The sequence below is a fragment of the Thermophilibacter provencensis genome, assembly GCF_030372065.1.
Taxonomy (GTDB): Bacteria; Actinomycetota; Coriobacteriia; order Coriobacteriales; family Atopobiaceae; genus Thermophilibacter; species Thermophilibacter provencensis_A.
The window spans coordinates 1-14,887 of the sequence record NZ_JAUDEA010000011.1; the positions used below are offsets into that span (position 1 = coordinate 1).

Annotated in this window: 16 protein-coding genes; 12 read left to right on the plus strand and 4 right to left on the minus strand. The window is 66.7% G+C overall.

The features are described from left to right. From QUW25_RS07420 to QUW25_RS07445, 6 genes are all read left to right on the plus strand, one after another. Positions 1-647: FAD-binding protein (locus QUW25_RS07420; protein WP_289511573.1), on the plus strand; the 647-nt coding region annotated here is incomplete at its 5' end. 50 nt (positions 648-697) lie between these two features. Further along, positions 698-1,552: a carboxylating nicotinate-nucleotide diphosphorylase gene (nadC, locus tag QUW25_RS07425; protein WP_289511574.1), complete on the plus strand. Its 855-nt coding sequence runs from the start codon at positions 698-700 to the stop codon at positions 1,550-1,552. Continuing rightward, positions 1,549-2,103 (plus strand): transcription repressor NadR, encoded by a 555-nt coding sequence (locus tag QUW25_RS07430; protein ID WP_289511575.1) that lies wholly within the window; start codon positions 1,549-1,551, stop codon positions 2,101-2,103. The genes nadC and QUW25_RS07430 overlap by 4 nt, the downstream gene beginning before the upstream one ends. A gap of 379 nt (positions 2,104-2,482) precedes the next feature. Further along, entirely contained in the window at positions 2,483-2,899 is a 417-nt protein-coding gene (locus QUW25_RS07435) for a hypothetical protein (RefSeq protein WP_289511576.1), read from the plus strand. A gap of 64 nt (positions 2,900-2,963) precedes the next feature. Beyond that, positions 2,964-3,893, plus strand: coding sequence for a hypothetical protein (locus tag QUW25_RS07440; RefSeq protein ID WP_289511577.1), 930 nt, complete (start codon positions 2,964-2,966; stop codon positions 3,891-3,893). A gap of 203 nt (positions 3,894-4,096) precedes the next feature. Beyond that, positions 4,097-5,617: an alpha-amylase gene (locus tag QUW25_RS07445; RefSeq protein WP_289511578.1), complete on the plus strand. Its 1,521-nt coding sequence runs from the start codon at positions 4,097-4,099 to the stop codon at positions 5,615-5,617. Positions 5,618-5,743: 126 nt separating this feature from the next. Here QUW25_RS07445 and QUW25_RS07450 read toward each other — a convergent pair whose 3' ends face one another. Both QUW25_RS07450 and trhA read right to left on the minus strand, forming a co-directional pair. Then, a complete protein-coding gene (locus tag QUW25_RS07450) occupies positions 5,744-7,162 on the minus strand; it encodes a Sapep family Mn(2+)-dependent dipeptidase (protein WP_289511579.1) in 1,419 nt (472 codons plus the stop codon). Positions 7,163-7,237: 75 nt separating this feature from the next. Next, the gene (trhA, locus tag QUW25_RS07455; RefSeq protein ID WP_289511580.1) at positions 7,238-7,915 is read right to left on the minus strand and encodes a PAQR family membrane homeostasis protein TrhA; all 678 of its coding nucleotides are present in this window, start codon (positions 7,913-7,915) and stop codon (positions 7,238-7,240) included. Between the two features lie 103 nt (positions 7,916-8,018). Between trhA and QUW25_RS07460 the strand changes: the two genes are divergently transcribed. The 5 genes from QUW25_RS07460 (at position 8,019) to QUW25_RS07480 (ending at position 11,864) form a co-directional block, all read left to right on the plus strand. Further along, positions 8,019-8,504, plus strand: coding sequence for a hypothetical protein (locus QUW25_RS07460; RefSeq protein WP_289511581.1), 486 nt, complete (start codon positions 8,019-8,021; stop codon positions 8,502-8,504). A 105-nt stretch (positions 8,505-8,609) separates the two neighbouring features. Continuing rightward, positions 8,610-9,221, plus strand: coding sequence for a TM7S3/TM198-like domain-containing protein (locus QUW25_RS07465; protein ID WP_289511582.1), 612 nt, complete (start codon positions 8,610-8,612; stop codon positions 9,219-9,221). A gap of 320 nt (positions 9,222-9,541) precedes the next feature. Next, positions 9,542-10,291: a methionine ABC transporter ATP-binding protein gene (locus QUW25_RS07470; protein WP_289511583.1), complete on the plus strand. Its 750-nt coding sequence runs from the start codon at positions 9,542-9,544 to the stop codon at positions 10,289-10,291. Beyond that, complete coding sequence (locus QUW25_RS07475; RefSeq protein ID WP_289511584.1) at positions 10,284-10,964, plus strand: methionine ABC transporter permease; 681 nt, start codon at positions 10,284-10,286, stop codon at positions 10,962-10,964. Before QUW25_RS07470 ends, QUW25_RS07475 begins: the two co-directional genes overlap by 8 nt. A 57-nt stretch (positions 10,965-11,021) precedes the next feature. Next, positions 11,022-11,864: a MetQ/NlpA family ABC transporter substrate-binding protein gene (locus QUW25_RS07480; RefSeq protein ID WP_289511585.1), complete on the plus strand. Its 843-nt coding sequence runs from the start codon at positions 11,022-11,024 to the stop codon at positions 11,862-11,864. On the opposite strand, the gene QUW25_RS07485 is transcribed toward QUW25_RS07480, so the two are convergent. Next, positions 11,861-12,142 carry a hypothetical protein gene (locus QUW25_RS07485; RefSeq protein ID WP_289511586.1) on the minus strand — a complete coding sequence of 94 codons (282 nt, stop codon included), beginning with the start codon at positions 12,140-12,142 and terminating at the stop codon, positions 11,861-11,863. The two genes, QUW25_RS07480 and QUW25_RS07485, sit on opposite strands and share 4 nt — an antisense overlap. 29 nt (positions 12,143-12,171) lie before the next feature. Then, positions 12,172-13,620 carry a C69 family dipeptidase gene (locus tag QUW25_RS07490; protein WP_289511587.1) on the minus strand — a complete coding sequence of 483 codons (1,449 nt, stop codon included), beginning with the start codon at positions 13,618-13,620 and terminating at the stop codon, positions 12,172-12,174. A 218-nt stretch (positions 13,621-13,838) separates the two neighbouring features. Here QUW25_RS07490 and QUW25_RS07495 point away from each other — a divergent pair, with 218 nt between their 5' ends. After that, positions 13,839-14,867 carry a 3-deoxy-7-phosphoheptulonate synthase gene (locus QUW25_RS07495; protein WP_289511588.1) on the plus strand — a complete coding sequence of 343 codons (1,029 nt, stop codon included), beginning with the start codon at positions 13,839-13,841 and terminating at the stop codon, positions 14,865-14,867. The last annotated feature ends 20 nt before the right edge of the window (positions 14,868-14,887 follow it).

Consider the following 14,887-nt stretch of genomic DNA (forward strand, 5'->3'; position numbering starts at 1 on the left):
TTGCCGCCGAGCACGGGGTCCTTCTCGAGCACACGGACTACGTGCAGGTTCATCCCACCTCGCTCTGGAGCGAGAAGCCCGGGCGGGCCTTTCTCATCTCCGAGTCCTCGCGCGGGGAGGGCGCGATTCTGCTGAACGATGCCGGCGAGCGCTTCACCGACGAGCTGCAGCCGCGCGACGTGGTCTCCGCAGCCATCTTTGCGGAGATGCGGCGGACGGGCGCGCGACACGTCTGGCTCTCCTTTGAGCGCGTCCCACGCGAGGTCATCGAGGGGCACTTCTCGCACATCCTGGAACGCTGCCTCGAGGAGGGCTACGACATTCGCGAGCGGCCGATCCCCGTGGTGCCCGCCCAGCACTACTTCATGGGCGGGATCCACGTGGACTCCGATTCCCAGACCACGCTGCCGCATCTCTTTGCCTGCGGCGAGACCTGCTGCAACGGCGTGCACGGCAAGAACCGGCTTGCCTCGAACAGCCTTCTTGAGTCGCTCGTCTTTGCCCAGCGCGCGGCCGACAAGATCATGCGCGACCGCTTTGCCGAGGACACCGCGGCACACCTTGCGACCGCTGCCAGGGCGCGCTCCCGCTTTGTTGCGGGCTCGCGCGACGTGACCGACGTGGCGCTGCTCACCGGCGCCGTGTAATGATGACAAGTTACCCTGTCACCTTTGTCATCATTCCGAGAGGAGAGAGCATGACCGACCCGATGATCAAGATGCAGATGGACGAGCACATCCGCGCCGCCCTGCGCGAGGACATGCCCTTTGGCGACGTCTCCACCGCGGCGGTGATGCCCGAGGCGCGGCCCGGGCGCGTGCGGCTCATCGCCAAGGCCGAGGGCGTCATCGCGGGCCTCTCGGTCTTCTCGCGCGTCTTTGAGCTTCTCGATTCCGCCACGCGCGTGGTGGCCGAGGTGGCGGATGGCGCGCGGGTGAGCGTCGGGCAGCTCGTGGCCACCGTTGAGGGAGACGTGCGCGTCCTGCTGGAGGGCGAGCGCACCGCCCTCAACTACCTGCAGCGCATGAGCGGGATTGCCACATACACCGCCGGCATTGCCGCCGCGCTCGAGGGCACGTCCACCACGCTCGTCTGTACGCGCAAGACCACGCCCGGCATGCGCCTCTTTGAGCGCGAGGCCGTGCGCCTGGGCGGGGGCAGCCTGCACCGCTACGGCCTCTCCGACGGCGTGCTGCTCAAGGACAACCACATCGACGCTGCGGGCGGGGTGGCTCAGGCCGTGGCCATGGCGCGAGCGACGGCTCCCTTTGTGGACAAGGTTGAGGTGGAGTGCGAGAGCCTGGAGATGGTCCGCGAGGCCGTGGAGGCGGGCGCGGACATCATCATGCTCGACAACATGACCCATGACGACATGGCCGCCGCCATCGCGCTTATCGACGGGCGCGCGCAGACCGAGGCCTCCGGCAACGTGGACGCCGCCAACGTGGGTCGCTACGTGGACCTGGGCGTGGACTTCGTCTCCTGCGGCGCGCTCACGCACTCCGCCCCGATCCTGGATCTCTCGCTCAAGCACCTGGAGGTTCTGGGTTGAGCGCCGGGGCGGGGGAGGACCGTCGCGAGAAGATCCTCGAGGCGCTTCGCGGGGCCGCGTCACCGCTTTCCGGGGGCGCCCTTGCCAAGAGGTGCGGCGTGAGCCGCCAGGTGGTGGTGACCGACATCGCCCTCCTGCGGACGCGCGGCGAGAAGATCGTCTCCACCAACCGCGGCTACGTCCTTTTCGCCGGCGATGCGCCCTCGCGCCCCACGCGCCTCTTCAAGTGCCGGCACACCGCGGAGCAGACCGCCGACGAGCTCACCTGCGTCGTGGATCTGGGCGGGCGCGTGGAGGACGTCTTTGTGAACCACCGGGTCTACGGCAAGGTGTCCTCCGACCTGGGCATCTCCAGTCGTCGCGACGTGGAGCGCTTCATGGCAGAGCTTGCCTCCGGCGTGTCCGCGCCGCTCTTGGAGGTCACGAGCGGCTACCACTTCCATCACGTGAGCGCGGAAAGCGAGGAGGTGCTCGACGAGGTGGGACGGGCGCTCGCTGATCGCGGCTACCTCGTTGAGCCCACCGACTACGAGGCCGTGACCTTCGCCTGACGCACGCCCGGGGTTTCCGGGCTCGTTCTCCGGCTCCGCCTGCCGCCCTTCTCCCTGTCCGTAAAAGCGGGGTTTTGGGTTTTCGTATGCCGCTGCGTTGCGGCGACGTCCCGTCCTGCGCGTTTCTCGAGGTTTTGGGGCACATTTTATATATGGACGCCCTGCTTGGTGATATGTCGTCAGCGTTTTCCCAGTTGGCGTTTGCGAGAAGGGCGCGCGGCAGTCGGTTTTGGCTCCATTTCATCAAAAGTTTTGCCCAAAACCCGTCTCCCGAGCGGTCCCGCGCTGCCGCCCCTGCGCAGCGATTGCGGCACATGCCCTACCGGGCTGTCCCGCCCCCGCGGCGGCGTGGTATGGTAGCTCAAGGAAGGGGGCGGCCATGACGCCAGACGAGAGAAGAGAGGTGCGCGAGGCCATTCTCGCGGGCCGGCGCGCGCTCGAGAGCCTCGAGGTTGCTGCCGACGCGCTCGACAGCGCCGACAACTGGGGCATCTTCGACATCTTCATGGGCGCGGGGATCACGAGCCTCATGAAGCACACGCGCCTCAACAAGGCCCAGGCGGCCCTTGGCGAGGCCCGCGCCTACCTGCGCGCCTTCACGCGCGAGCTCTCGGACGTGAGCGTCATCGATAACCTGCGCGTTGACGTTGGGCGCGTGCTCACCGCCGTGGACATCTTCGTCGACAACCCCCTCGTGGACATCTTCGTCCAGAAGCAGATCGATGACGCCCGGGACAACGTCGACGCGGCGATACGGGCCACCCGCACCGTGCTCGCTCGTCTCGAGGCGCTGTGACATACGCTGATGACTGTCGCCCGGCGGCCCATCAGTGCCCCGGCGCGACGGAAGGGAACTTCGCATGAGGGACCTCGAGCTCTCGACCCCGCGCACGCCCGCCCAGGCGGTGCTGCGCATCGTCTCGATTCTCATGGGCGGCATGGGCGCGCTCGTTCTTGTCGGCGGCCTGATCGTGCTCATCCCCAGCGTGATCGGCGGCTCGGACTTCTGGGCGGCCGTCACCTTTGGCGTGATGATTCTCGTGGTGGCGGGCCTGCTCATCCTCACGGCGGCACTTGGCATCGCCGCCTCAAACAACTCCGCGCGCGTGGGGCCCTATCGCTTCCTCTGCTACCTCGTGGGGCTGGGCGTGCTCGTTGCCATCGCCTGGGGCTGGGGCGTGGGGACCTTCATCCTCTTCGACCCGGTGGTCCTCACCACGACGATCGTCTACGTGCTCATCTGCTCCCGGCTTGCGGACAAGGTCAAGGAGGAGCATGACAACGGCGTGCGCGGCGAGACGTTCCTGCGCTCGCGCCACCAGCGCGCGCTGCACCTGCTCTCCGAGGTCATCATCTTGAAGGGCGTGCTCACCATCGTTGTGGTGGGCGTGCTCGGCGCGGCGCTCGTCGTCTACGGGGAGGGGGAGCGCGCGCTCATCTCGGGCATTCCCGTTACGGTGAGCGGGACGCTCTATGCCCTGCTCGTCGTGGGCGGCCTTTCCGCGGGGCTTGCCGTGCTCGTGGGCTGCCTGGGCATTCGCGGCTCAAACCGACCCGAAAAGATCGTGCCGTTCCTCGTGCTTGCGAGCATTGCGCTTGCCTTTGACGTGGTGCAGGTGGCGGGCATGTTCGTTGAGCGCGGCATCCAGGGGGTGACCTTTGACCTCATGCTCGACCTGCTCTTCATGGGGTCGTGCGTCTACCTCGCCGTCCGCGTCCTGCGGCAGCCCTCGCCGGAGGAGCTCATGGCCGAGGCGGTTGGCGCGGCGATGGTCTCCGCCGAGGAGTAGGGGCGCCGGGTCCTTCTCGCCGCCCCTCTGGCCGTGCCGCGGGGACCCTTGCCGACACTTTGAGGCGGAATTCTGTCGGCGGGCGTCCCCGGGGTAGAATGTGTGGACCGCGGCCGACAGATTCTCCCGACAAAGTGTCGGCGCGCGTCCCCGCATGAGTCGCACCCGCCGGAGCGCGGGCGCGTGTCACGAGAAAGGACCACATGAACGGAACCATGCTCCAGGGCTTCTCCTGGTACCTTCCCGCCGACGGATCTCACTGGCGGCGCATTGCCGAGCAGGCCCCGACCTTTGCCTACGAGGGCATCACCGCCGTGTGGCTGCCGCCCGCCTATAAGGCCGAGAAGGGCGCCGAGGACGTGGGCTACGGCGTTTATGACACCTATGACCTGGGCGAGTTTGACCAGAAGGGCTCCGTGCGCACCAAGTACGGCACGCGCGCGGAATACGAGGCCGCCGTGCGCGCCCTGCAGGCAAACGGCATCCAGGCCCTGGCGGACATCGTGCTCAACCAGCGCCTCGGCGCGGACGGCTGCGAGGACGTGCTCGCACAGGAGGTCTCGAGCGCCAATCGCGGCGAGAAGATCGGTGCGCCCCAGACCATCTCCGCGTGGACGCGCTTCACCTTCCCCGGACGCGCGGGCGCGCACTCGGACTTCACCTGGGACTGGACGTGCTTCCACGGCGTGGACTGGGACGACCGCGCCAAGCGCAAGGCCATCTTCCTCTTTGACGGCAAGCACTGGGACAACGCCGTCGGCCGCAGCGAGAACGCCAACTACGACTACCTCATGGGCGCCGACGTTGACGTCAACGACCCGCGTGTCTTTGACGAGCTCGTGCGCTGGGGCTGCTGGTACGTGGACTCCTGCGGGCTGGACGGATTTCGCTTGGACGCGCTCAAGCACATTGACCGCGGCTTCTACCTGCGCTGGCTTGACGCCATTCGCAAGCACGCGGGGCGCGAGCTCTTCACCGTGGGCGAGTACTGGGGTCGCACGGCTGACGAGCTCACGTCGTATCTGGGCACCGAGAAGTGCATGTCGCTCTTTGACGTGCCGCTTCACTACAACCTCTACCGCGCGAGCTGTTCCAACGGCGACGTGGACCTCTCCAAGATCTTCTCGGGCACGCTCGTTGAGCGCGACCCCGTGCACGCCGTGACCTTTGCGGAGAACCACGACACGCAGCCCGGCCAGGCGCTGCAGTCCTTTGTCCAGACCTGGTTCAAGCCCGCCGCCTATGCGCTGATCCTGCTGCGCGAGGCGGGCTACCCCTGCGTCTTCTACGGCGACCTTTACGGCATGCCCAACGACGGCAACATTCCCGCGGTGCGCGAGCTGCCGCTCCTGATGGAGATCCGCCGCCGCTTTGCCTACGGCGCGCAGCACGACTTCCTCGACGCGCCGGACGTGATCGGCTGGACGCGCGAGGGCGACGCCGAGCACGAGGGGAGCGGCGTGGCCGTGGTCCTCACCGACCGCGACGGCGGCGAGAAGCGCATGTTCGTGGGCGAGAGGCACGCCGGCGAGACCTGGGCGTGCGTGGTGGGCGAGCAGGACGACGTGGTCGTGGACGCCGAGGGCTGGGCCACCTTCCGCACGCTCGGCGGGCGCCTCTCGGTCTACCTGCCGGAGAGGACGGCCGACGCGCTGGAGAACGACCGCCAGCTCCACCGCATCGCCCGCGAGATCGCTGTCGACACCGAGGAGATGCGCGCGTAAACGGTCTGTGCAGACAAACCGTCCACAACTTGCCCGCATCAGAAGGGCGGGCGGCTCTCGGACGGTTTTTCTCGCTAAACCGTCCGAGAGCCGCCCGTTATGAATGAGAGATGCCGGCGCGGGCCGCTACAGCTCGAGCTCCATCAGGCGGGCGATCGAGACGATGTAGATCTTGAGCGCGCGGCGCAGGCTCTCCTCGGAGACTCCCTCGTCGGGGCCGTGCTCGCCGCCGACCCACTCGGGCAGCTTGTCGGCGGGGTCCTGCGGGCCAAAGGCGCAGGCGCGGGCAAAGTGGCGCGCGTAGGTGCCGCCGCCGATGGTGAACGCCTTGCCCTCGCGGCCCGTGTACTCGGCATACGTATCGAGAAGCGCGTGGATCTCCGGGCTCTCGGGGCTCACGTAGAAGGGCTTCTCGCCGCGTCCGGCCTCGTAGGTGCAGCCGTGGGCGGAGGCGAGCTCGGTGAGCTGTGCGGTGATCTTCTCGGCCGTTGTGGTGGTGGGGAAGCGCGAGTCCACGGTCTGCGTGAAGCGGCCGTCAACGGTGCGCACGACGCCGGCAACGAGCGTGAGGTCGCCGAACTTGTCGTCGGTAGCGGCGACGCCGGCGGCGCACCCGTACGCGTCCTCGGTGAGCGTGACGAGAAGATCGAGGAAGTCGCGCTCGCCCTCGCCTGCGAGGTCGTTGGCGAGCAGGTAGCGCGCGAGCACGCCGATGGCGTTAACGGTGCCGGCGGGCATCGACGCGTGCCCGCCAATGCCGGCGGCCGTCACGCGGGCGAGGCCGTCGCCGGCGCCCTCGACCGTGATGCGCTCCGCTGCGGGCAGCGACGCGGCGTCGGCGCGCACGAGCGCCACGGCCTTGCCGGGGATGGCGTTGGAGACCGTGCCGCCGGAAAGCTCCACGATCTTCTCGCCCGCCACGGCGCCGGACGTGAACTCTCCGCCGTAGAGGCCCTTCTCGCCGCAGATGAGCGGGAACTCGGCGTCGGGGGAGAAGCAGAAGAGGGGCTCGGGGTAGCGCTCGAGGTAGTACGGCACGTCGCCCATGCCCGTCTCCTCGTTGTTGCCGATGATGCAGCGCAGCGTGTAGGGGAGCTCGTGGCCAGCCGCGGCGAGGCGCGCGAAGAAGGCGGCAGCGTAGAGCGAGAGCACGAAGGGGCCCTTGTCGTCGGCCACGCCGCGACCTATGAGCATGCCGTCCCTGCGCGTGACGGCGAGCGCCGGGAAGCTCCAGCCCTCGCCGGTGGGAACGATGTCGGTGTGGGCGATCGTGGCAACGTAGCGCTCGGGGCCGGAGGCGCCGGGAACGTCGGCAAAGCCCAGGTAGCCGTCGAGGTCCATGACCTCGAGGCCCAGGCGCTCGGCCATGCGCTCGGCCTCGACGAGGGCGCCCCAGGCCGCAGCGCCCCAGGGCTTGCCGGGCTCGGCGGTCGCGAGGTCCTCAACGGAGTCGTGGCGCACCAGGCGGTCGATGTCGGCCACCACGTCCTCCCAGACCTCGTCCACGTATGCGTCAACGTTGCGCTTGAACTGCTCGTCTACCATGTGCCCTCCTCGGGGTCGCGGTTCTTCTCGCCGACCATCTTAGCGCCAACTGCCGCCGAGAAGGACGTGCCGCCGCTACACCACAAAGAGGAGCGCCGAGAGCGTGATGCAGACGCTGCCGGCCAGCACGAACAGGTGAAAGACAAAGTGCAGGTAGGGGACCTTCTTGATGGCGTAGAAGACGGCGCCCACGGTGTAGCTGAGGCCACCGGCCAGAAGCAGCCAAAACGCCGGTGGCGCCAGCAGCTCCCAGAGGTCGCCGATGTGAAAGACCACGAGCCAGCCCATGAGGACGTAGATGAGAGCGGTGAGCCAGGCGGGCTGGCGCTCGCGCAGCAGGCACTCGGCAACGATGCCCACCACGGCGACCGCCCAGACGGCCACGCACAGCGCGAGGCCGCCGCGCTCCGCCAGCGTCACCAGCGAGAAGGGCGCGTAGCTGCCGGCAATGAGCAGGTAGATGCCGCAGTGGTCGAGCACGCGGAAGACGGCCTTGGCCTTCTCGGGCGCGAGCGCGTGGTAGAGCGTGGAGAAGAGGTACTCGATGATGAGCGAGATGCCCATGATGAGGGCCGCGGCGAGCCTCACGCCGCCGCCGTGCGAGACCGCCATCACGATGAGCAGGACGAGCGCCGCAATGGCAAGAAGGACGCCCACCCCGTGGCTGACCGAGTTGGCGATCTCCTCCCCGAGCGAGTAGAGCCGCTTGCGCACGGTCTTGGTGGAAGTCGTGCTGAGCTTTGCCTTCGCCATGCCTGCCCCCCCAACGACCGAGTGCTTTTGCGCACGGTGGGTATAATCTCAAACGTTGCCCGTCGGGGACAGCATACCCTTCCCCGAACCAAGAGAGGACCCCATGAAGAAATCTATGTTCATCGGTAACCTAGTTGCCGCCATTGTGCTCGCTGTCATCACGACGGCGTTTCTCGCCTGGTACCACCAGTCCGACGCGGGCGCGGTGCTCGACGCCATCACCACGGTTCCCGCCGCGCAGATCGGCGTGGTCCTCGCCGCGCCGGTGCTGCTCTACGCCATCGGTATCATTCTCGGGCTCATGGTGGCCTGGTTCAAGAACATCTCTCTGGGTCGCGGCACCCGGCTCGTCTTTCGCATTGTGAGCGCGCTGGTCATCGCGCTCTTCCTCACGGCCATCATCCCCGTCTTTGCCCCCGACGCCGGAAGCGCGCTCATGGGCCCCGTCGTGGTGGTGTTCTACGTCTCGCGCCTTGCTCCGGTCTTCATCGTGCTTCTCGGCTTCCTCTATGCGATGGGATGCGTTCCCGTGAACAAGGAGAAGCGGGGCCCGTTTGCAAAGTACCTGCCGGACGACCACTTCGAGTAGCGCCGCAATGGCGGCTCGCGGGGCTGCCCTCAAGAATGCGTTGAGGAGCGCGCCCGCGTCGACGGCTATCATGAACAGGTTCTTTTCCCTGTTGAAAGGTTGCTCATGGAGCTTGTGGTCATCTATCTTCTCGTCAACGTGCTCATCGGCGCTGCGGCGTGCTTCTTTGGCAAGAAGCTCTTCTACGTCATGCTCGGCCTGCTCGTGTTTCTCGGCGTGTTTAACATCGCCCTCTCCTCGACGGACGGCTCGGCGCTCTCCTTTGTGATCGCCGCCGTGCTCGGCGTGGCCGCGGCGCTGCTCTCCAAGTATGTCTACAAGGCGGGCGTCTTCCTGGTGGGCTTTCTCGCCGGAGCGGCGCTCGGCTTTGTGGTGACGATGCTGCTCCCGCAGGAGGCCGCGGACTTCCTCGGCGTGATCATGGTTGTGGCCGGCCTGCTCCTCGGCCTTGCCGCCGCCCACTGGACCGACCTCGCCGTGCGCCTGGGCACCGCCTGGAGCGGCGCCTCCTTCCTCGTGCCCAACGTGCTTGCTGCCGTGCTCGCCTTTGGCACGCTGACCTCGATTGCCGTTGCCGGCGACGCCATGGGGAGCTTTGACGCGCTCACCTCCTACATCGGCGGCGAGTTCTCCGCGCTCCACAGCACGTCGATTCTCATCGGCACCGTGGTGTTCACCATTGTCGGCGCCGTCGTTCAGTCCCGCCTGGAGGACTAGCGAGAAGCGCGGCGCTCATTTGCTTGCGTGCGGGGTGCGCCCGGGGGCATCCGGGCGCGCCCCTTTGTGACTTTTCGAGAATGTAACGCCATTCGCGGCGTGACGCCCCTCCCGCGCGGACTCTGCTACCGTAGTCGGCATGGATTATGCTGCCGCACAGATCGCGATGATGGCCATGATGGTCATGGAGATGCCCAAGCCCGGGCACTCTGATGCGCTGTGCCTCGAGGCCGTGCGCTAGGAGACCGGGCGCCTTCACGGGTCACCTCCGGCGGGAGAGGGCCCACCCTCATCCCCACTCATCGAGCGGAGCCTTTCGCATGATTCAGATCAAGAACCTCTGCAAGTCCTACGGCGCGCAGCCGGATGCGCCGCACGCCCTTGACGACGTCTCCATCGACATCGCCGACGGAGACGTCATGGGCATCATCGGCATGAGCGGCGCCGGCAAGTCCACGCTCGTGCGCTGCATCAACCTGCTCGAGCGGCCCACCTCCGGCCAGATTCTCGTGGACGGCCAGGACGTCACCGGGCTCACGGGCGCCGCGCTGCGCGCGTATCGTCGCCGCGTGGCCATGATCTTCCAGAACTTTGGCCTTCTCGCCCAGAAGACGGTGCTCGCCAACGTGTGCTTCCCGTACCTGGCCGCCACGGGCCGCGTCACCGCGCAGAACCGCGAGCGCGCCCTCCAGCTGCTCGACCTCGTGGGCATGGCGGACCGGGCGGACTCCTACCCGAGCCAGCTCTCCGGCGGGCAGCAGCAGCGCGTCGCCATTGCCCGCGCCCTCGCGTGCGAGCCGGAGTACATCCTCTGCGACGAGGCGACGAGCGCCCTCGATCCGGCGAGCACCAACACCGTGCTCAAGCTCCTGCGCCAGATCAACCGCGAGACCGGCGTCACGGTCATCGTGATTACCCACTCGATGGGCGTGGTCGAGAAGATCTGCAAGAACGTCGTCGTGCTCGAGCACGGTCGCGTGGTGGAGCGGGGCAGCGTTGCCGACGTCTTTGCCGCGCCGCAGTCGCAGGCCGCCAAGGTCCTGCTTGAGAGGGTTGATTGGGATGCCTAGCCTTTCCGAGTTCTTTGCCGAGTACGGCGAGCTGCTGCTCCAGGGCACCGGGGAGACGCTCGTGATGCTCTTTGTGCCCACGCTCATCTCGTATGTGCTGGGCATCGCCCTGGGTGTGGTGCTCTACCTCACGGCTCCGGGCTCGCTTCGCCCCGTGCCGGCGCTCAACGCCGTGCTGGGCTGGGCGGTTAACATCTGCCGCTCGTTCCCGTTCATCGTGCTCATGGTGTCCATCATCCCGCTCACGCGCCTCATCATGGGCACGGGCTCGGGCATCCTGGGCACCATTCCGCCGCTCGTGCTCTCCGCCACGCCCTTCATCGCGCGCATGGTGGAGCAGTCCCTCGCCGAGGTCCCGCACGAGAGCGTGGAGGCCGTCGAGGCCTGCGGCGCCTCGGTGCCCCGCGTGGTCTTCTCGGCCCTTCTGCCCGAGGCCCTGCCGTCTTTGGTGCGCGGCGTTGCCGTGGTGCTCATCGCGGTTCTTGGCTACACCGCCATTGCGGGCGCCGTGGGCGCGGGCGGCCTGGGTGACATTGCCGTCCGCTACGGCTACTACCGCTACCAGTCCGACGTCATGATCGCCGCGGTGGTCATCCTCGTGGTCATCGTGCAGCTGATCCAGAGTGCGTGCGACCTCTTGGCCCGCCGCGTCGACCATCGCTCCAACAGCTAATACATCACGTCTTTCTGCAGGTCGGAGGCACCCTCCTGCAGGGTAAGGAGAAGAACCATGAAGCTCGCAGATGCCAGCGTCTCCCGTCGTGCCCTTCTTGCCAGCCTTGCCGTCGCTGCCGTCGGCTCGCTTGCTGCCTGTGGTGGCGAGGAGAAGCCCGCGCACGAGCACGGCACGCTGAGGATTGGCGCCTCACCGAGCCCACACGCGGAGATCCTGAACGACTTTGCCGCCCCGCGCCTCGAGGAGAGGGGCATCGCTCTCGACGTGGTCGAGTACACCGACTACCTCAAGCCCAACGAGGACGTGATCTCCGGCGAGCTTGACGCCAACTACTTCCAGCACATCAACTACCTCAACAACTACAACGAGGAGAACGGCTCTGACCTCGTGAACGCCGGAGCCATCCACTACGAGCCCTTTGGCATGTTCCCCGGCCGCTCTGACAGCCTCGACCCCATCGCCGACGGCGCCACGATCTCCGTGCCCAACGACCCCACCAACGAGGGTCGCGCACTGCTTTTGCTGCAAGACCTTGGCCTCATCGCGCTCGACGAGGCGGCCGGCGTCACCGCAACGGTGAACGACATCACCGACAACCCCCATAACCTGCAGTTCCTCGAGCAGGAGGCAGCGGTTTTGCCCTCGACGCTCGCAGACGTGGACTTTGCCATCATCAACGGCAACTACGCCATCGACGCCGGCCTCTCGCTCGCCGATGCCGTGGCGACCGAGAACGCCGACTCCACGGCCGTTCGCGAGCAGTACGTCAACATCATCGCCACGCGCCCCGAGCTCGAGGACGACGAGTGCGTCGTCGCTCTCGTGGAGGTCCTCAAGGGTGACGACTTTGCGGCGTACCTCCAGCAGACCTTTGGTGAGTCCGTCCAGGCGTTCTAACGCGCGACGAAGGCGTTGGCGGGCAGGAGCGTGACGCCCAGATAGATGAGCATGGGCACGCTGAGCGCGAAGAGGAGCACCGGTATGATGACGAGCTTCCCGAGCGTCCTTCCCTCTGCCCGCCGGCGCTCCGCCGTGGCGGCAAAGTAGATGCTCACGACCACGCCCGCCACGAAGAGCGTGATGGCGATACCCACCACGAGGTAGAGAATCATGCCGATCATCCCTATGCCAGCAAGGAGCAGCATGAAGGTATAGCAGCCGCTTTTGCCCGTCATGGTTGCCCTCTCGGGGAATCCCTGGCCCGTCAGTTGTCGCTGCGGGAGAAGCCGTTTCTCATGCGCATGCTCGTCTCGTAGAGGACCTTGTCGAGAAGGTCCTCGGTCTGACGGCGGCACTCGTCGGCGATTGCCTGGTTGCAGGCGACGAGGTCGCCGTCCTCGGCGTCGCAGGCGCGCACGAGCGCGGCGCAGCGGGAGGTGAGCGCCTCCTGGTAGCGCTCCACGTGCGGAAGACAGGCGCCGTAGGCGGCGTCGGCGAGTGCCCCCACGAGACGATTGGCCCAGTAGAAGTTCTCGCTCGTCACGCGCGTGGTGGTGTCCTCAAGGTACGCCGGCGTCTCGCAGACGTTGGCGTAGAGGGGGACGAGGGCGTTAAAGGCGTTGCTGCCGTAGGCGATCCACTGCAGCGCGGCGCGCTCGGGCGCGACGTGCGGGCGCAGCTGCAGCACCGCGAGCTGGCTGTTGCGGTTGATGCCAATGGGGCGGTAGCGACCGGCCTTCTCGCCGCCGGCATAGGGATCGTAGGGCGTGCCCTGGTAGTGGAGGGAGAGAACGTACTTCACGTCCTCGATGGTGAGCTTGCGCTCCGGCTCGCGGCACCAGGGGATGGTGTCGCTCTCGGGGCCAAAGTCCGCCGCAGGCGCGGCGGTGTCCCAGGGGCCGGCATGCGGGTTGAGCACGCGCTGCATGGCCCAGGCACGGGGCGTGTTGTAGACGTGGTCGGAATCCGAGTGGCTGCCAAAGGCGTCGCGCGGGTTGAAGTGCGTGCCGCGCAGCCCGATCGTGAGGTCGAGGTGATTCTCGGCCATCCACTCGCGAAGATCGGCCGAGCACATGCTCTCCACCTGCTCGCCAAAGGCATCGTCGAGGTCAAAGTCATCGATACCGAGCTGGTTGGGCATGGTGACGTAGCAGTCGTCGGGAACGCGCCTCGCAATCCAGTGGTGGCCGCCCACGGTCTCCATCCACCAGATCTCGTTGGCGTCGGAGAAGGCGATGCCGTTCATCTCGTAGGTTCCGTAGCGTTCGAGCAGCGCGCCCAGGCGCTCCACGCCGTCACGGGCGCTCGTCATATAGGGGAGGACGAGCGTGACCATGTCCTCCTCGCCGATGCCGCCGGGTGCGCCGGTCTCCTTGTCGTAGCGCACGAGCGGGTCCGCGGCGAGGACGCGCTCGTTTGAGGTGAGCGTCTCCGTGGCGCTCATGCCGACGTTGCGGGCGCTGAAGCCCGCCTCCTCCCAGAGGCCCTCCTTGAGGTCGGCGTTGGGAAGGGCGGTGTAGCGGACGCCGCCCTCGGGAAGCTCGATCCTGAGGTGGGAAATAACGCTTTCATAGACGTCCCCCGCCTTGGGCGCCTCGCGCGCGACAAAGCGCTTGGGACAGAACTCGCCGTTTGCGGAGTCCTCGTTGCGGGCCACGATGGTCGATCCGTCGTAGCTGGCCCTCTTGCCAATGAGGATGGTGGTGCAGGGCATGGTGCCTCCTCGTCTCCGTCTCGTTTTGTGGGCTAAGGTACCACAGCGGCATCCTCCACGCATGAGTCCCGCGTGCGGGAGGTCTCTTGTGGGGATTCCGCTGCGCAAAATGTGGCACGAGCGATCTTTTTTCACATCGCGTTACGGGTCGTTGTGCGCGAGGGGGCCAGGCGCGATAATGCGATGGCACGCAAGCGAGTTACACGGAGGAACGTCGCATGTCGATGAAGTTCAAGCGCCTTCTGCCCATTCCCAAGGACATTCGAGCCGAGATGCCGCTCTCGCCCGAGACGGCCGAGCGCAAGGCGAGCTTTGACGCCGCGGTCTCTGCGGTGCTTCGCGGCGAGGACGACCGCCTGCTCCTTATCATTGGTCCCTGCTCGGCGGACCGTGAGGACTCCGTGCTCGATTACGTCACGCGTCTTGCCAAGCTTGCTGAGACGGTGAGCGAGCGCCTTGTCGTCATCCCGCGCGTCTACACCAACAAGCCGCGCACCAAGGGCACTGGCTACAAGGGCCTGCTCCACAACCCCGATCCCGAGGCCGCCGACGACATGCTCGGGGGCGTCAAGGCCATTCGTCGCATGCACCTGCGCGTTGTGGAGGAGACCGGTCTCTTCACCGCCGACGAGATGCTCTATCCCACCAACTATCAGTATCTCATCGACCTCCTGGCCTACATTGCGGTGGGCGCGCGCTCCGTCGAGAACCAGGAGCATCGTCTCGTGGCCTCCGGAGTTCCCATGCCCGTGGGCATGAAGAACCCCACCGGCGGGTCCACCGACGTCATGCTGAACTCCATCTACGCGGCCCAGCAGCCCCAGACCTTCATCTTCCGAAATTGGGAGGTCCAGACCACGGGCAACCCGCTCGCGCACTCCGTCCTTCGCGGCTACGTTGGCCTCGACGGAATCAACTACCCCAACTACCACTACGAGTACCTCGAACGTCTTGCCGAGAAGTACACCGAGGACAAGTTCCGCAACCCCGCCGTGGTCATTGACTGCAACCACGACAACTCGGGTAAGCGCCCTCTTGAGCAGATTCGCATCTGCCACGAGGTGCTCGACTCCGCGCATCGTTCGACGGAGATCAAGCGCCTGGTGCGCGGCTTCATGGTGGAGAGCTATCTCGAGGACGGCAACCAGCCCGTAAACGGTGGCGTGTATGGCAAGTCCATCACGGACGCCTGCCTTGGCTGGGAGAAGACCGAGCGCCTCGTGAAGGAGATCGCAGAGCGCTCGTAGCGGATGCCGTCCGTCGGCAA